18 protein-coding genes and 1 tRNA gene are annotated in these 17,714 nt (G+C 51.6%); all 19 read left to right on the top strand.

All coding sequences use genetic code 11. The features are described 5' to 3' along the window. The first annotated feature begins 892 nt into the window (after window positions 1-892). The 19 genes from ALFI_RS04170 to ALFI_RS04065 all read left to right on the top strand — a co-directional run bounded on the left by ALFI_RS04170 (window position 893) and on the right by ALFI_RS04065 (window position 17,116). A tRNA-Val gene (locus ALFI_RS04170) sits at window positions 893-967 on the top strand. 148 nt (window positions 968-1,115) lie between these two features. Then, the gene (locus tag ALFI_RS04165) at window positions 1,116-2,507 is read left to right on the top strand and encodes a tyrosine-type recombinase/integrase (protein ID WP_014774895.1); all 1,392 of its coding nucleotides are present in this window, start codon (window positions 1,116-1,118) and stop codon (window positions 2,505-2,507) included. A 1,559-nt stretch (window positions 2,508-4,066) separates the two neighbouring features. Continuing rightward, entirely contained in the window at window positions 4,067-4,432 is a 366-nt protein-coding gene (locus ALFI_RS04155; RefSeq protein WP_014774893.1) for an SH3 beta-barrel fold-containing protein, read from the top strand. 511 nt (window positions 4,433-4,943) lie between these two features. Further along, window positions 4,944-5,372 (top strand): hypothetical protein, encoded by a 429-nt coding sequence (locus ALFI_RS04150; RefSeq protein ID WP_130063065.1) that lies wholly within the window; start codon window positions 4,944-4,946, stop codon window positions 5,370-5,372. Between the two features lie 355 nt (window positions 5,373-5,727). Continuing rightward, entirely contained in the window at window positions 5,728-5,928 is a 201-nt protein-coding gene (locus ALFI_RS04145) for a hypothetical protein (protein WP_130066107.1), read from the top strand. A gap of 244 nt (window positions 5,929-6,172) precedes the next feature. Next, entirely contained in the window at window positions 6,173-6,619 is a 447-nt protein-coding gene (locus ALFI_RS04140; protein ID WP_014774890.1) for a hypothetical protein, read from the top strand. A 73-nt stretch (window positions 6,620-6,692) separates the two neighbouring features. Beyond that, window positions 6,693-7,022 carry a single-stranded DNA-binding protein gene (locus ALFI_RS04135; RefSeq protein WP_081488078.1) on the top strand — a complete coding sequence of 110 codons (330 nt, stop codon included), beginning with the start codon at window positions 6,693-6,695 and terminating at the stop codon, window positions 7,020-7,022. Window positions 7,023-7,105: 83 nt separating this feature from the next. Continuing rightward, a complete protein-coding gene (locus ALFI_RS04130) occupies window positions 7,106-7,306 on the top strand; it encodes a DUF6722 family protein (RefSeq protein ID WP_014774889.1) in 201 nt (66 codons plus the stop codon). 687 nt (window positions 7,307-7,993) lie between these two features. Beyond that, complete coding sequence (locus ALFI_RS04125; RefSeq protein ID WP_052312777.1) at window positions 7,994-8,422, top strand: hypothetical protein; 429 nt, start codon at window positions 7,994-7,996, stop codon at window positions 8,420-8,422. 499 nt (window positions 8,423-8,921) lie between these two features. Then, the gene (locus ALFI_RS04115; RefSeq protein WP_014774887.1) at window positions 8,922-9,911 is read left to right on the top strand and encodes an ArdC family protein; all 990 of its coding nucleotides are present in this window, start codon (window positions 8,922-8,924) and stop codon (window positions 9,909-9,911) included. Between the two features lie 786 nt (window positions 9,912-10,697). After that, window positions 10,698-11,030 carry a hypothetical protein gene (locus tag ALFI_RS04105; protein WP_014774406.1) on the top strand — a complete coding sequence of 111 codons (333 nt, stop codon included), beginning with the start codon at window positions 10,698-10,700 and terminating at the stop codon, window positions 11,028-11,030. 37 nt (window positions 11,031-11,067) lie between these two features. After that, window positions 11,068-11,613 (top strand): LPD29 domain-containing protein, encoded by a 546-nt coding sequence (locus ALFI_RS04100; RefSeq protein ID WP_014774407.1) that lies wholly within the window; start codon window positions 11,068-11,070, stop codon window positions 11,611-11,613. Between the two features lie 127 nt (window positions 11,614-11,740). Next, window positions 11,741-12,238, top strand: coding sequence for a hypothetical protein (locus tag ALFI_RS04095; RefSeq protein WP_244265004.1), 498 nt, complete (start codon window positions 11,741-11,743; stop codon window positions 12,236-12,238). 16 nt (window positions 12,239-12,254) lie between these two features. Next, entirely contained in the window at window positions 12,255-12,782 is a 528-nt protein-coding gene (locus ALFI_RS04090; protein WP_014774885.1) for a hypothetical protein, read from the top strand. After that, window positions 12,769-12,990 (top strand): hypothetical protein, encoded by a 222-nt coding sequence (locus tag ALFI_RS04085; protein WP_009597012.1) that lies wholly within the window; start codon window positions 12,769-12,771, stop codon window positions 12,988-12,990. The genes ALFI_RS04090 and ALFI_RS04085 overlap by 14 nt, the downstream gene beginning before the upstream one ends. Further along, entirely contained in the window at window positions 12,968-13,255 is a 288-nt protein-coding gene (locus tag ALFI_RS04080) for a hypothetical protein (RefSeq protein ID WP_229100573.1), read from the top strand. Before ALFI_RS04085 ends, ALFI_RS04080 begins: the two co-directional genes overlap by 23 nt. A gap of 94 nt (window positions 13,256-13,349) precedes the next feature. Beyond that, window positions 13,350-15,098, top strand: coding sequence for a DNA cytosine methyltransferase (locus tag ALFI_RS04075; RefSeq protein ID WP_014774884.1), 1,749 nt, complete (start codon window positions 13,350-13,352; stop codon window positions 15,096-15,098). A 675-nt stretch (window positions 15,099-15,773) separates the two neighbouring features. Then, window positions 15,774-16,298: a helix-turn-helix domain-containing protein gene (locus tag ALFI_RS04070; protein WP_032558195.1), complete on the top strand. Its 525-nt coding sequence runs from the start codon at window positions 15,774-15,776 to the stop codon at window positions 16,296-16,298. Further along, a complete protein-coding gene (locus ALFI_RS04065) occupies window positions 16,229-17,116 on the top strand; it encodes an IS3 family transposase (protein WP_117615371.1) in 888 nt (295 codons plus the stop codon). Before ALFI_RS04070 ends, ALFI_RS04065 begins: the two co-directional genes overlap by 70 nt. Window positions 17,117-17,714: the final 598 nt, after the last annotated feature.

Below are 17,714 nucleotides of genomic sequence, written 5' to 3'. Positions count from 1 at the left end.
TAAAAAATCTAATTATTAGCTTGTCCTTTTTATATTACTTGCATATTTCATAAATTTTTACTATATTTACATCATAATCAAAGATTTAATCACAACATAAATTTTAGCTAAAATGAAAAGAAAAACACCAAGTATTGATTGAAAAACAGGCACAGAAACTATCGACGATGTTCAAGTATCGTATATCGCCAAAGGCGTATCTTATGATAATATTTACGGCGTCTGTCTGTTCGTAGGACGTAGAACTGATGATCCTACGCCACGAGAATTTCACTATATCTTTGAACTCGACATCGACCCTACGAAAGATATGACCATCTGTTTTCAGAGACGGGGTCATTATATGGCAGGATTCTCCTATCTGCTAAATCCAAAAGCCGTAGAGGAGGGTTGTCTCGCCATTATATTACCTAACATGGTAGATATTCCCAAGTCCAACTGTATGCTCAATCTTTTTGAAGCCCATATTAAGAGCGATACGGTCGTATTCAGCTATACGGCAATAGACGGTACACAGAAAGATTTCAAATTTCCACTCACGGGTTTCAACGAGAAATATTTAGAGCAGTTCATATAGATACAAAAGCAACAAACACTCTCTTAAAAGGAGAGAGCAGGGGAAAATTTTCCCACGCGTTTTCTCAACAGATACGAGGACAGACTTTGCAAAGGGGTATATTTATAGGCCCCTTTGTAAAGTTTATCCTCTCTTATTCAAATATAAGATTATCAACTAATTCACTATTGTTTAACCAGCATTGGCTTTATGCAAATGTGTAAACCAGCGTGTAAACCGAACGAACAGCCAGCGAAAAAAGATTTCCCAAAATGAAGCGAGGTCTTGCAGGAATGATTTATTTATCATACATTTGCACTCGCAATTCAGCAAAAGGGGAGCTTAGCTCAGTTGGTTCAGAGCGTCTGCCTTACAAGCAGAGGGTCGGGGGTTCGAATCCCTCAGCTCCCACTAATCAAAAAGCGGTCAGAGATGCGTGTAGAACGTATTTTTAGCCGCTTTTCTCTTTTTTATCCCTGCGTTCTGTAAGAGGAGAAAAGTGTGCAAAAGTGTGCTATTTTGTGCAAATGGTTTTGCTACTGGTTTTGCTAAAAAATTTATGGCTACATTAAAACCATTTCTGGATCTTAGGGTTCAGCGCAAAAAAGACGAATTGTATCCGTTAAAAATTTCAGTTTCGGCGACACGCTCGATCGTATTCCAGATCCCTGTGAAAATCTACCTTGCTCCGGAGAACTGGAATTCCCAGACGTGCCGAATCGTCAAACACAAATCGAAAAGGCTATTTAACATGGCCCTTCAGGAGCAGTTGTTGTCTCTTGAGAAAAAACTGACCGTGCTGGAGGTTTCAGGCCAACTCGCCAATATGTCGACCCGCGAGGTGAAGCAATATCTTGTTGCATCGCAAACGGTGTCCTGCTCGGCGCGGGGTGACCTGATCGACTATTACGAGCAATATATCGACCGCATCGCAAACGCATCGACGCGGGGCACACACGAACATACGCTGAAGAAAATCTTGGCATACGATAAAGGAAAGTTGTCTTTCAGAGATGTCGATAAGGCTTGGCTGCTGGGCTTTGAGCGTTTCCTCTTCTCGCAGCACCTCGATGCCAAGGGGCGGGCTATACCTGGTGTGCGAAGACTGACTCCCAATGGTGTAAACCTTCATTTGCGAAACCTGCGAACCCTGTTTAATGATGCAGTGACCTATGGTGTGGCGGAAGCGAACTGGTATCCCTTCAAAAAATTCGAAATGCCATCGGAAGAGCCTGTGAAACTGGCGCTGCCGGTAAAGGATCTGCGAATTATCCGGGATTTTCCCGCTGAGGAATTCTGCCAGCGGTATTTGGATGTGTTTATGCTCTCTTTTTACCTGATTGGAATTAATATCGGCGATCTGCTTCTGTTACGTCCGACTGATATGGTGGGCGGTCGAATAGAGTTCAGTCGTCAGAAAACGAAGAAACGCTATTCGATCAAGGTTGAACCCGAAGCCCAAGAGATCATCAACCGCTGGAGGGGAAAGAAATATTTGCTTTGCTTCATGGACGAACGTGCTGATTACAGATCGTTCCTGAAGATGATGAACAAGCATCTGAAGGAGTTTGGCAGGGTTGAAGTTGATAAAGCACGTTGGGGGAAAAAAACGAAAACCGGCCTCTACCCTTTTCTGCGATCGTATTATGCGCGCGACACGTGGGCGACGTTGGCCTCGGTTCTCGATGTTCCGGAAGATACGATCGCTGCTGCTCTTGGTCACGGTAAAAAAAACGTGACAAAAAGCTATATCTCATTTAATATGAAGAAAGTAGATATTGCAAATCGCATGGTTCTCGATTTTGTGGCCAGTAATTTGTCTGAAGATGAAATTTTTGAGATCAAGGCAGCCCAAATGTATAGAAACCTGTCATTCAGTAAAAAATATGCCAGTTTGAACGAATCGTATATGGCCATGCCGATGCCTATGTATGGCGTTGGGAATATGTAACATTTTTGCAAAAAACTATTTTTGGGCGGAATAATAGGTAATATTTCTGCAAAAAAACAGGTAACATTCTTGCAAATTTCCGGGGACAATACGTAACATTTCTGCAAATTCTACTTTATATATATATATTTATCAAAGAATTTATCTTTGATAAATTCACTATTCAACATTGGTAAACATTTTATTCAACTTGTTATACAACAAAAACATTACTACGGTAAGTTACCGTAATACGCGCGCGCGAGGCCGAATAAGGTTTTTTTGCTCGATATATTGACAAAATGGCTGGGAAAAGATGTTGAATCGTGAAGGGAAGAAAATAGATTCGTGTTCCTCGAATAGGTAACATTTTTGCAAAAAAATCGGAGACTCGTTTCCGAAGTCTCCGACGCTTACTATATTTTGAAGAAAAAGCCCCAGATAAACGGTGCGTTTTTTCTTCCCTTCATTGCAAAAGTAGCTTTGTGTTTTCTATTCTGCAAATAATCCGCTGATTATTTTTTTAGAGGATAATATTGTAATACAGATAGTATTATAATATAATAATATCTGTTGTATTGCGCAGATAATCAGCTCTGTATTGTTTTTGAATATTATTCTAATATAAATATTACAATAATATTTGCACTCTCGTTCCCGTCGCGTACAACCTATGTGCCGGATATTATAATATTACGAGTATTACTATAATATCGGTATTATAATAATATTACGGTATATGCTACCTCTTCGGTATGATTCGTTCGATAATGATTATATTTGCGGTAAGGGAGACAGCAGTAGATTAACAGTGTTTGTGCTGGAGACAAGTAGGAACTGTGGTTCTTCCGTTTTGTAAAGGTGCTTTGGATAATATTCGAGGTGCCTTTTTTCGTACTTACCATCGAATATTATTATATTACAATAATATTCAAATGGATAATGAACTACACAAACTCCATTATTGGGCATATATAGTGAAGAACTAAAGCTGCTTTCTTCCCTTCACCCATCAACATCGCGGCCCGGCTGGTTAGAACCAGCCGGGCCGCTTGTTTTTCGCGCCGCGCCTTGGGGGCGCGGTTCTCACGGAGTTTGCGGATGCTGATATTATTATACGGGAATAATATTCGGGCGGAAGCGGAACCGGCCATAGCCGGCTGCCGGATCCCCGGCTATGTCGCCGCGCGGATCTGTGATCCCCATGCGCGGCCATGCGCCCCCTGAACTCGCGCCTCCGGGCGACGGTGCCGCCCGTCACGGCTCGCGTCCGCCGTCGCTCGACAAGCGAACTCGGCGGCCGGGGGAGAGCGGTATTCTCACTCACAACATTGATGCAAAGTTAGCCGACATCGCGTCGACAGCGGCAAGGATCGCCCGTCCTGTTCAGGCCGGCCGCCCGTGGGCCCAGTGCGGAAATATTGATCCGCTTCGCCCTCCGGCCGCGCCGTCGGTAAATATTTCCTTCTGTGTCCTTGCCTTCGGGCAGTCGCCGTGATCGGCTTGAGCCGCATCGCTGTTCCGAGTGTTTCGGCAGTATTAGAACTCCGGCGCAGGAGGATAAAGTCTGCAAAAAAGTTATGGATAACGAGCGTTTAATTCGGATTCTCACGAAGAAACTGCGGGGCAAGTACAATTTACCGCACTGGCCCTTGCGGTTGGATGTCGAAAACGCAGTCAACGAAGCGTTACAGCAAACGGACGAACTGGATAATCTCCTGATCCAGTTGCGTAACCGGGCCGTGAGATTCAGTTGCCGCAAACAGGACGGGACACTCCGGGAGGCTTTCGGGACACTGAAGCCCTGCTTGCTGGAAGAGTACCGGGCCGGAAGTAAATCCCGCAGCCGTTCGACAAACGACTGTGTGCATTATTTCGACCTTGAGCGGAATGCCTGGCGTTGCTTCTGCCCTGAGAATTTCATCACAATTCACGAGCTTCCGTAACTTGTTGCCCCGGAGTAGAAACTCCGGGGGGGGTCTGTTCCGTTCACCTGCAAGGGGAAAGTTTGTGATTCATCACAAAGAATTCCTTTGCCGGTTGGGCAGCCGGTCGCCCGGCAGACTTCGCCTGCCGTTCGCGGCGACCCGGCCGCAGCCCCCTGAACTCGCGCGGCCGGGCGACCATGCCGCCCGTCACGCTCGCGTCCGCCGTCGCTCGACAAGCGAACTCGGCGGCCGGGGGGAGCGGTACTCTCACTCACAACACGACGCAAAGGTAGCCGACATCGCGGCGACAGCGGCAAGGATCGCCCGTCCTGTTCAGGCCGGCCGCCCGTGGGCCCGGTGCGGAAATATTGATCCGCGCGTTGCGCCCTCCGGCCGAGCCGTCGGTAAATATTTCCTTGCGTGTCCTTGCCTTCGGGCAGTCGCCGTGATCGGCTGGGGCCGCATCGCTGTTCCGAGTGTTTCGGCAGTGTAGAACTCCGGCGCAGGAGGATAAAGTCTGCAAAAAGCTATGTCTACATCAGATTTAATTATGTCGATTCTCGCTGAAAAACCGTTGAATCTCATGAGTTGGAATGTGACCTGCGGTGCTGGTGGCACCCTTGCTGGTCGGAAGGCTTTTATACTCAAGGTCAGTGGGTTCAAACATCAGGGAGCCGTTGTGATTTTCCCCAATTCTTTGGATGGTTATTTCGACATTGAACTTATCGATGAGAGTGGTGAAGTTGTCGAATCGGTCGAATATATTTCTGCCTGCAAATTGTCAGAAATAATCGACCAGCTGGTTGAAGTGACGGAAAACTATTCCGATGACATCGTACGTTGGTTGCGTAAATGTACGCCTAACGAAAATCAGATTCAAAAAATTGGACGTATGGCAAAAGTGTGTCCGGAAGTGGCCGCCGAGATCAAGTTGAAGACATTATTTTCCAAAAGGTAATGTAGAGGGCCGGTTCGCCGGCTCTCTTTTTTTGCTCGTAATTTCATACCATGCCCCGCAGGCGGGGCATTGGTCGCTCCTAAAACGAACGACTTGCAACGCCCTGCAAGTCGTTCGTTTCTCCACGTCGCGGCAGAGCACCCCTCGCGTTGCGAGGGAGAGCGGTATTTTCTCTCTGGGTCTGACCGGGCTGTGGTTTCGCACTCCGGCTGAATTCAAGATTTCTGCGACCTGACGGGTCTCATCCCTTACACGTTGCCTTCAGACCATTCTGATACAAAGTACGAACACTGCATTTTGCCGGGCAATGAACCCGCGAAATATTTTCTTAGGAGTCCTTTCGGGAACTATGTTTATGATGAAAAAATTTACCCCGGCAGGCCGGGGCACGCTGAAGAAATTTTTTCAAAAATATTTCCCGGAACCCTTGCGCCGGTTTAGCGGTAGAGAGCGACCGCCTATGCCCATTCCAGAGGAACGGGCGGCCGCTCCATTTTTATTTCAAAATGTCAGTGTTCGATACGAGTATCAGAAAGGCTCTGAAGGCAACGTGTAAGGGGATGACCCCTCGTTCTTTGAAATCTTGAAAACATCCGTCGGCTGGGAAACCACAGCCCGGTAAACCTTCGAGAAAATGATATGTTTGATTGAAAGGATAAAGGGCGTGACGAGGATGTTAGCGAGATTTCAGCAATAAAGTTCTTTGACGTATTAACCAGCTCCGCTCGATGTGATCGGCGGATGGCGGGGAGCGAAGCCCCAGCGGAGCACACTATTTAACCTTTTAAAATTTTACAATTATGAAAACTTATTTAGCAACAGTCTGTCTTACGAAAACCTACACCGACAAGATGTGTAACCAAGTGTTATTACAAAAGGAGTTCCCCGACGAGAAAGCCGCCCATGCTTGGCTGAATAAAGCGCTTGAGCGCTACAATTATGTCGCAGGGATCAAAGGCTTGTGTTATGTGTCTTGGTTTTCGCTGGATGACGAGAACGGCACCCAGCTCCTATATTTCGATTATTTCGCTTCCGACGCACCACACGAGATACAGGCGCGCGTAACGCTCACGAAAAAATACCCGGCGCAAAATAAAACGATCGTCTTGACTGAGAAGTGTGAGTGCTACAACCATGCGATAATATGGGTTGATTGGGTTTATCTGAAATTTGAAAGCAGCGATAATGCGGCTTTCACAAATTATCAATTGATAGACAAAACGACCGGAATTGTCATTAATAACTAAAATATTTTATGTAAATTAGAGGTGCAGTGCCTCGCAGAACCTCACGATGTATAGGTCAATCGTTCAAATTTCTATGAAGAGAATCACGATTACCGGTAATCTCGGTAAGGATGCCGAATGCCGCGAGGGGCAGGGCGGTCACAAATTCGTATCGTTCAGCGTGGCGTATGCAGAACGGGATACGGATGCCAAAGACGAACAGGGCAACCCGATCAAGGAAGCCCAGTGGGCGGATTGCGAAATCTATGTCAAGCCGGAGAACTCAGCCGAGGGAATCGTCAATCTGCTGAAGAAAGGCCGTTTTATCTACGTGGAAGCCTATGATAAGGTCGAAGCGTGGCTGGATAAAGAGAACAAGCCCCGTGCCCGTGTGATTTATCGGGTCACGAATTTTCAGGTCTGACCTTACGAACATCGACGGCCATTGCGCCGTCGATGTTTTCAAAGTCTATCTATTTCGGTGAAAAATTTGCTATATTTGCACCTATGAGAAAGGAATTGGGTAAATGGTTCATGGATATTGCCAAATATCTTCTAACGGCAGTTGTCGTTGGGGCCTTAATTAGTGATATAGAGAATTCGCGATGGCTTGTTTATGTCGGAGGGATCGGGGCGACATTGAGTTGCTTGTTTATTGGCTTGGGGTTACTTCGGCAGAAAGAAACAAATAAAACACAGGAGGAATAAGTATGGCGGCATTTTGGATTTTTATTTTTATTATTGCTTTTGCAGTGGCAATATTAATTTGGAGCAAGACAGATAAGGGAAAGAAATGGCTCTTGTAATTTCTTCCCTTCACCCATCAACATCGCGGCCCGGCTGGTTCTAACCAGCCGGGCCGCTTGTTTTTCGCGCCGCGCCTTGGGGCGCGGTTCTCACGGAGTTTGCGGATGCTGATATTATTATACGGGGAATAATATTCGGGTGGAAGCGGAACCGGCCATAGCCGACTGCCGGATCCCCGGCTATGTCGCCGCGCGGATCTGTGATCCCCATGCGCGGCCATGCGCCCCCTGAACTCGCGCCTCCGGGCGACGATGCCGCTCGGCCCGCTCGCGTCCGCCGTCGCTCGACAAGCGAAATCGGCGTCCGGGGGAGAGCGGTCGCCTCACTCACAACACGACGCAAAGTTAGCCGAAGTCACGTCGACAGCGGCAAGGATCGGCCTCGGCATGATGCCTCGGCCGCCCGCGTGCACGCTGCGGAAATATTGATCCGCGCGCAGCGCCCTCCGGCTGCGCCGTCGGTAAATATTTCCTTGCGTGTTCTTGCCTATGGTGCAGTCTCCGTGACCGGCTGATCGCCGCATCGCTGTTCCGAGCGTTTCGGCAGCGTAGAACTCCGGCGCAGGAGGATAAAGTCTGCATTAAAGTCATGGAAGAAATGGCACAGTACATCACGTCGATTTTGAAATCCGCTCCTCAGATCATCATGTCTTGGGGATACCATCAGCCTTCCGTCTATAAAGAGGACGGCATGGAGGGGTTGCGTTTCCGGGTGCAAGGTTTCAAGCATACAGGATATGTCGCCGTGCTGTATAATCCGGGCTCCGACTATTTCGAGGTCGAGCTGCAGGACGACATGGGGCATGCCAAAACCCGTGTCGAAGATGTTTGCTTTACAGAACTTGTCGATAAAATCGACGAATTGGTCGAGCGCACCGACAACTATGATGCAGACATCGAGGTCTGGAAGAATACACCTGAATCCGATCCGGATAAACAGGCAGCCAAGGATCTCGGTAAACTGGTTTGCGAGCTTCAGGAGCTCGGTATTGGCGGGGACATTATTATCATCGACTGATCGAGGTGGGGAATTTTCCCCACTTTTTTTGTTCGTGTCTTATTCTTTGTGATTCATCACAAAGAGTCCCTACGCCGCTATGGCAGCCGGCCGCCCGGCAGCCTTCGCCTGCCGTCGGGGCGACCCGGCCGCAGCCCCCTGAACTCGCGCGGCCGGGCGACGATGCCGCCCGGCCCGCTCGCGTCCGCCGTCGCTCGACAAGCGAACTCGGCGGCCGGGGGAGAGCGGTCGCCTCACTCACAACACGACGCAAAGTTAGCCGAAGTCGCGGCGACAGCGGCAAGGATCGGCCTCGGCATCATGCCGAGGCCGCCCGCGTGCACGCTGCGGAAATATTGATCCGCGCGCAGCGCCCTCCGGCTGCGCCGTCGGTAAATATTTCCTTGCGTGTCCTTGCCTATGGTGCAGTCTCCGCGACCGGCTGGTAGCCGCATCGCTGTTCCGAGTGTTTCGGCAGTGTAAAGCTCCGGCGCAGGAGTATAAAGTCTGCAACAAATCAATGGGACATTCACAGGTTCTCGAAAAGGTCTCGACGCACATCGCCGAGCTGCTGGTCTTGAAAATCGAATCCATGACTCAAACGTGGCAAAAGCCGTGGTTCTACGGCCAGGGCCTCCTTCCCTGCAACATCACGGGTAAGAGGTATGCCGGCACGAACCTTTTGACGCTGCTCATGCTTACGGAAGTCAAGGGTTACCGGACTCCGGTATTCCTGACCTTTCGTCAGGCCAAAGAACGCGGCCTGACGGTCAGGAAGGGCTCCAAACAGTTCCCGGTGGTATTCTGGAAACCTTTTTACCAGGCGAATAATCCGACCGACGGTCAGCGCCGGTATCTTACGGTCGAGGAATACAACGCCTTGCCCGAAAGCGCCCGCGCCGAGTATGTACTGCGCTTCAGTTTACGCTATTATCCGGTTCTGAACCTCGATCAGACGGATTTCGAGGAGCGCTTCCCGGAACAGTGGCAGAAGCTCCTGGAGCGTCAGTCGATGACGCCACGTCCGTCGGGGAGCGTGCACCCCGTACTTGAGCGGCTGCTTGCCGCGCAGTCGTGGGTCTGCCCGATTCTCCAGAAGTCGGGAGATGCAGCCTTCTACTCTCCCTGTGACGATAGGATCGTCCTGCCGCGCCAAGAGCAGTTTCACGACCTGGAAGCCTTCTACTCGACCATGCTGCACGAAATGAGCCACTCGACCGGCTCGGCGGGCCGTCTCGACCGCCATTTGGGCGAGCCGTCGACGGCGGCTTACGGCCGCGAGGAGTTGGTCGCAGAGTTCTCGGCGGCCCTGGTCGGCCTCGGCCTGGGCGTGTCGAGCGGCATCCGGGCCGAGAACGTAGCTTACCTGAAGGCTTGGCTGAGGGAGCTGCGCGAGAAACCGGTCTTTATCTTCTCGGTATTGAGCGACGTGCAGCAGGTCGTTCGCTTCTTCGAAGAAGAGCTGTGCATGAGGCTTTTCGACACGGCTCCGGCCGAGAATGGGGCATAGGGGCTTCGGCCCCTTTTGTCGCGGGCTTTCTTTCGGCGCCGGCGTTCGCCGGCGCCTTGATCGCTCCTAAAAAGCACGACTTGCAGGGCGTTGCAAGTCGCGCTTTTCTCCACGTCGCGGCAGTGCACCCCTCGCGTTGCGAGGGAGAGCGGTATTTTCTCTCTGGGTCTGACCGGGCTGCGTTTTTACCCGGCCTCTGTCAGAATTCAAGTTTTCTGCGACCTGAAGGGTCACCCCATACGCGTTGCCTTCAGGCCATTCTGATACAAAGTAGTGACCCTGCATTTTGCCGGGCAATGAACCCGGGAAATATTTTCTTAGAAGTCCCTTCGGGAACTATGTTTATGATGAAAAAATTTACCCCGGCAGGCCGGGGCACTCTGAAGAAATTTTTTCAAAAATATTTCCCGGAACCCTTGCGCCGGTTCAGCGGTAGAGAGCGGCCGCCTATGCCCATTCCAGAGGAGCGGGCGGCCGCTCCATGTTCATTACAAAATGTCAGCGTCCCATACGAGTATCAGAAAGGCTCTGAAGGCAACGTGTAAGGGGATGACCCTCGTTCTTTGAAATCTTGAAAACATCCGTCGGCAGGGAAATCACAGCCCGGCAAACCTTCGAGAAAATGATAGTTCGATAGAAAGGATAAAGGGCGTGACGAGGATGTTAGCGAGTTTTCGACAACAAGTTCTTTGACGTATTAACCAGCTCCGCTCGATGTGGTCGGCGGATGGCGGGGAGCGAAGCCCCAGCGGAGCGCAAATACAAACATTTTAAAATTTTAATGCTATGGAAATATCACTGGATGATTATTTAGGGCAACGAGGGCTGAGGTCTCCGATAAGTGGGTACATGGATGACAAATGGCGAAACATGCGCTTAACGGCTCGGGGGCAAAAAAGATTCGAGAAAGAGGCGGAGGCTGCAATTATTGAATACAGCAAGCTACGCAAAGCCGCCATAGACGAATATAACAATTTGGTGAAATCGGGCGAGATAATCCCGCCGCATGAAACGAAATTGGAAGCCCTCTTGAGTGTGGCCAGAGGACACCCGGATAACGAAGGAACACAAGCAGCCCGTAGGTTGCTGAAAAAAAGATATGGTATAATATCCTGGTAATATGCCGCATAATTCAAATTCTTAAAAAATTACAGCTATGAAAAACGATTCTAACAATGCAGCAAAACAAATGATTGCCCGGTATCCTGACCTGAAACCGTACCCGAAGAGTGCCGCGGAGAATCTGCGCCGCGAATTGCGGGCCGTATTTCCGCAAATTACATTCTCGGTTCGTTATAAATCTTTTTCCGGAGGTGATGAGATAACAGTATCATATGAAGACGGGCCAAAGGTTGAAGAGGTCGAGGCGATCGCTAATAAATACGCCTATGATTCGAGTCAATGCGATGCTATGACCGATTATTACGATTACCGTCCAACGGAATTCACCCGAATTTTTGGCGGTGCAAAGTTTGTGCTGATTCGCCGAGATATGAGCGATCGTGTACGTGCCGATCTGTGTTGCAAAGCGGTAGAGATCGCTCCGGATCTGGCCGACGGTAGAAACGTACGGCGCGAAGAGCTTTTTAGTCCTGGCGAAATGTGTGCCAGTGTCGAATTATTTGAGGCTACTCGCGGGTTGTGCTGGGTTTCAGCCGATTCGATAGCCCGTAATTTATTCAACAAAATGAGTTTTGCGTAGGTAAGGCAGAGATTATTTTACGATTCGAAAACCGGAGCGGGCGACGTCCCGCTCCCTAAATCAAAGGATTATGGCACAGGTAGCATTATTAACGAAAGGCATCGTTTACGACACGTCCAGACAGGTCGTGACGTTGCACCAGGTGGTCGAACGCTTCATGCTTGGGGACTCTCTTTGTGAGAAGTGCATCGTCACCGAAATCATGTTCGACGAGCATGCCGGCTATACCTACACGCTGATCGGGCTCAAGTCGCTCCGGAACTTCCGCACGCGTTTCATCTTCGATGAACACGAGTCGGCCAGCGGATTCTTCGCGGATCTCGCTTACCCGACCTTCTTGGCGGCCGAACAGGTCGAAGAGGTCATTTCCCGTGCGGCGGCCGCCGAGAAGCAGCGCCGCGAGGAAGCAGCTATCGCCCAGCGGCGTCTGCATCGCGGGGCTCTTGTCGTAGACTATTCAGCGAAGGCCCTGGCCATCTTTACCGACGAACCTTCCGATGTGTCGGTTCTGGAGCGTATCAAGGCCAAGCGCAACTCCAGTCTGACTTATCAGGGCCGCAAGGTCGCCGGCTGGATCTTCCCGAAATACCGTCAGGCCCAACTGGCGGCCGTCATGTCGTTGTAATTAAATTCTGCAAATTATGAAAGTAGGTACGAAAAGCCTCCTGTTCGGAGCACATAACATCTTTATCCATCCTTTTCTGGTTTTCATCGCTTGGGGGCGGTTGTACGGATTCCCGGCTGATCCCCGGCTCTGGGTTGCGTTTATCGTCCATGACTGGGGCTATCTGGGCAAGCCGAACATGGACGGCCCGGAAGGCGAAACGCATGTCGAGCTGGGGGCCCGGATCATGCGGATCTTCGGCCGACGCTGGGAAGAGTTCACGCGGCATCATTCCCGGTTCCACTCCCGACGGGACGATGCTCGGCCCTCGCGGTTGTGCTATGCCGACAAGCTCGCCCTGTGTTGCGAATGGGAGTGGTTCTACCTGTTTCGGACGCGGATCACGGGTGAGCTCAAGGAGTACATGGCGCTTTCGGCCAACGGCAAGTATAGCTGTAAGGAGTATATGAACCGCTCGATCGAGACGCCGCAGTCGTGGTATAGGGCGGTCAAGAGTTTCACCTTGCGCTACGTCGCACAAAACTACCGGTATGGACATCGTTAAGACCATCACGACGAAGATCCGGCGGCATAACTTCACGTTCCGCGAAGGCCGCCGGATCTACTACGGCCTGCAAATGGATACGACCCGTCTGGTCTGGGCTCGGAACCTCTGCGAAGGCTGGCAGATCGACATCGACGGGCGGCGGATCACCGTCGATTGCGTCCTTCGGGAAATCACGATCGGCAATGGCGAAATCATCAACTACTGACACCTTGCGGCGTACAGGTCAGCCGCTATTTTTTACTATGCGAACGATTGTTATAACACACGACGGATTTTGGTATACGATCGAAGATTGGAATTTTGCCCGATGGAAATTGTATGAGAGTACGCAAGGCCGTTATTATTGCGACATGCATGGAATTAAAGTCACCTTTGAAAGTGTGGAGCATTTTCTGGAACTCATGTATGGCCATAGCCGGGTCGGGGAGTTTGTCAACTATGAAATCAAAATCAAGGAGTCCGGACGGTAACGATTTTTGTTTTTCTTCCCTTCACTATTCAACACGGCAGCCCGGCCATCACGGCCGGGCTGCCGATTTCTCCTGTTTAAAAAAAGCTATCCCAATGAATTCAAACGATAAAATCCGACTTTTGTACATCGACCTTTTCTGCGGTGCGGGCGGCACCTCGACCGGGGTACACCTTGCGCGGCACGGCGGAGATCCTTGCGCCAAGGTGATCGCCTGCGTGAACCACGACGCCAACGCCATCGCTTCGCACGCTGCCAACCACCCCGATGCGCTGCACTACACGGAGGACATCCGTACGCTGGAGCTGTCGCCGCTGTTCGAACACCTCGCGCGGATGCGCCGCCAGTACCCGGATGCCTTCGTCGTCCTCTGGGCCTCGCTGGAGTGTACGAACTTCTCGCGGGCCAAAGGCGGCCTTCCGCGCGACGCCGACAGCCGCACGCTGGCCGAACACCTGTTCCGCTACATCGAGGCGCTGAACCCCGACTACATCCAAATCGAGAACGTGGAGGAGTTTATGTCGTGGGGCGATCTGGACGAGAGGGGCAAGCCCGTCAGCAGGGATGCCGGGCGACTGTACCGGAAATGGATCGACAACGTGCGGGGCTACGGGTACGACTTCGGCCACCGCATCCTGAACGCCGCCGACTTCGGGGCGTACACTTCCCGCCGGCGGTTCTTCGGGATCTTCGCCCGCCGCGGCCTTCCGATCGTCTTTCCGAAACCGACTCACACCAAGAACCCGGCACAGGGCGACCTGTTCGGCCAGCAGCTTCGCAAGTGGCGGCCAGTGCGGGAAGTCCTCGACCTTGAGGACGAGGGCGAGTCGATCTTCGACCGGAAGCGGTCGCTCGTGGAGGCATCGCTTGCCCGCATCCACGCGGGGCTGGTGAAGTTCGTCGCCGGCGGGCGCGAAGCGTTCCTCGTCAAATACAACTCGATGAACCAGTCCGGGAAGTATGTCGCACCCGGCATCGACGAACCGTGCCCGACCGTGGCGACGCAGAACCGTCTCGGCGTAGCCAAGGTGTACTACCTCTGCAAGCACTTCGGCGGATCTCCGGAGGGGAAATGCACAGCCGTCGATGCGCCCGCGGGCGCGATCACCTGCCGCGATCACCACGCCTTCGTCTCGGCCTACTACGGCAACGGGTTCAACTCGTCGATCGAGCGGCCGTCACCGACGGTTACGACAAAGGATCGCTTTCAGTTGGTGCGTCCGTTCTTCGCCAACTACTATTCCGGCGGCGGCCAGACGTCAGGAACGGATGGCCCGGCTCCGGCCGTCATGACGAACCCGAAGCAGCGGCTCGTCACGCCGTGGATCATGAACACCAACTTCAGCAACGTCGGCAGTTCGCTCGATGCTCCGGCCCAGACCGTGACTGCCAACCGCAAATGGCAATACCTGATGAACCCGCAGTTCGCCTCGGCGGGTACCGCTACCGATCGGCCGTGTTTCACGCTGATCGCCCGCATGGATAAGCGGCCTCCGCGGCTGGTGACGGCCGTAGCGGACGGCAAGGAGCTGCCCTCGTTCATCAGGCTGGAGGACGAAACGTTGGTTTACGAGATTTACCCGGAAGATACGCCGATGCTGGTGCGGATAAAGGAATTCATGGCGCTGTACGGACTGGTGGACATCCGGATGCGGATGCTGCGCATCCCGGAGCTGATGCGGATCATGGGCTTCCCGGAGAACTACGTACTGATCGGCACGCAGGAAGAGCAGAAAAAATTTATCGGCAACGCCGTCGAAGTGAACATGGCGCGGGTTCTCTGCGAGGCGCTGGTGGCGAAACTTTACGAGTTGAACATCGTGCCGCAGCGGTTTGCGGCGTAAAATTTGTTTTCTTCCCTTCACATATCAACATCCCGGCCGGAGCCTCATGGCCCGGCCGGGATTTATTAAGAGGGGTGTTGTTTTTGTCGGTATATCTGAGCCGACAGGTGGCCGGGTTGGATCGTTATAGACTGCGCGGCCATCGCGTCGGGTCAGGTATGCCCGACGACTCGCTACGCTCGCATGCGCGATGGTCGCTTAGAGCGGTTTTGCTCGACATTATGCCCCGGCAGCTTGCGCATGCCGGGGCATTTTTGTGTTGTCCGCATGCGTCTCCTTTTGGAACCGGGCCAAAAGGAGCAAAAGCCCGCCCGCTTTCTTTGCCTACGGGAGCCAAAGAAAGCGGGGCAAAGAAATCTCCGGGTCGCCCTCGGCGCAGCACGGCCACAATGCGGCCGTGCTGCGCCGGGACGTGCCCCTACCTGCGCCGATCGGCGCAGAGAGCGGAAGCCTCCGGCTGCGGGCACGAACCCGATGACTTCGTGCCCTTCGAAGCGCGACCCGCTCGTCGCGCCTCTCCTTTCGAGCTCCGTGGAAGGGCTCAAAAGGTTCGGTTCACTCCTCGCTACCCCCTTCCGTCCCCCGCAGGGGAGACCTCCTTTTATCCTGCCAGCGCGATAAAAGGAGCAAAAGTGTACTGCACCCCAAAAGTTGGACACTTTTGGGGTGTTTTTTATGAAATATAATTATGAGATTCGTTTAAAGGCCGTAAAACTGGTACTCGAAGGCGGACTTTCGGTTAGGGAAGCCGGATGTCACTTGGGCTGTGGCCGCTCGCAAGTTCACTTGTGGGTAACATTATTCGAGCGCCATGGCCTTGCCGGCCTTAAGCTGCGCCACGGTAGCTACAGTGCAGAATTTAAGTTGTCAGTTTTGAAGCATATGCACCAAAATCATCTATCTTTGCTGGAGACAGCAGTGCATTTCGGCATTCCGGGCCCTTTTGTTATTCGTCAATGGGAGCGGCTCTATCAAAACCAAGGTGCTGAAGGCCTGCGGCGTAAACCGCAAAGAAGGAGGCCGGCCATGAGTAAATCGAAGACTAAAAAAGTCAAACTCAAAACGACTCCGCACGAAGAGTTGCTTAAGGAACTGGAGTATCTTCGTGCCGAGAATGCTTACTTAAAAAAATTGCAGGCCTTAGTCGAGGAGCGCATTGTCCGCGAGAGCGGGAAAGAGCCCAAGCCATCGAAGGACTAAGGCCGCAGTGCCGGCTTTCAGTATTGCTCAAAGCCGCAGGGATGGCGCGAAGCACATTTTATTATCACTTCAGAAAATCAAAACAACCCGATAAATATGCTCGCGAAAAAGAGAGTATTATAAGGTTATATCACGAACATAAGGGGCGTTATGGTTATCGGCGCATTACCGTTGAAATGAATAAGATCGGATATGCGATAAATCACAAAACCGTACTTAAGCTGATGAATATTTGCGGGATAAAAAGTCAGGTCAGGCTCCGTAAATACTGTTCATACAAAGGACAGATCGGACGGATAGCGCCCAATCTTCTGCAACGCGACTTTGCAGCCGAAAAACCGAATCAGAAGTGGGTTACTGACCTTACGGAATTTTCGGTTTGCGGCGTAAAGTTATATCTATCGCCGATTATGGACTTATATAACCGGGAGATTATTAGCTATAAAATAGCTGAACGCCCTAACTTTATGCAGATCATGAAGATGCTGGACGATGCGTTTGCCAGAATACCGGATTCTCCGGGTATTGTCTTGCATTCCGACCAGGGCTGGCAGTATCAGATGAAGCAGTATCAGCTCCGTTTAAGACAGAAAGGTATTACACAGAGCATGTCGCGCAAGGGTAACTGTCTGGATAACGCTGCTATGGAAAGTTTCTTTGGATTATTGAAGTCCGAATTATTATATTTGCAAAAATTCTCATCCATAGACCATTTCCGAAAAGAATTGGAAGAATATATCGACTACTACAATAACAAGCGGATAAAGAAATACTTAAACAACATGAGCCCGGTACAATACCGAACTCATGCCATCTAAACAAATACTAATCCGTCCAATATTTGGGGTGCACTTCAAACCGCGTCCGCTTTCTTTGTCTTGAAGACACAAAGAAACCGGAACCCAAGAAAAGTCACTCACCCCGTTTCTTGGGCAGGTAGCGGCAATGCCCGCTACGTGCCCAAGTCCTCGGCGCAAAGCCGGCGCGGCCTTCCGGCCCAAGGCTTCGCCGCGTGTCTGCGGACGCAGCCGAGGCGTGTTTCGCAACCCGGATTCGGTGAATAGCTTCGGTTTTATCTTTCTTCCCTTCACTATTCAACACCCCGCCTCGGCGGGGCGGGCACCGGAAAACTCCGCTTTGCGGAGATTTTCGGTGCCGCGATTTGCGCCTTCGACAAGCTCGGCGCAAATTATAGGTATTTGTCTGTACGCCGCCATGCGCTCCGCCGGAGCCTCGCTTTGGCGGCTGACAAAGCCCCCCTTTCTCCCCCGAATGGGGGATTCCTTCTTTCGTGAAGAAAGAAGCAAAGGGCGGACAAAATCGACGGGGGCCGATTTTGTCCGCGGGCGGCTATTTGCCGCCCACCCGGCTACGCCGGAGATCGGTAAAAAAATGTTACCGGCATCTAAAATTCCG

This window comes from Alistipes finegoldii DSM 17242 (assembly GCF_000265365.1).
In the GTDB taxonomy this organism is placed as follows: Bacteria; Bacteroidota; Bacteroidia; order Bacteroidales; family Rikenellaceae; genus Alistipes; species Alistipes finegoldii.
This window is presented reverse-complemented; position numbering and strand designations above follow the sequence as displayed.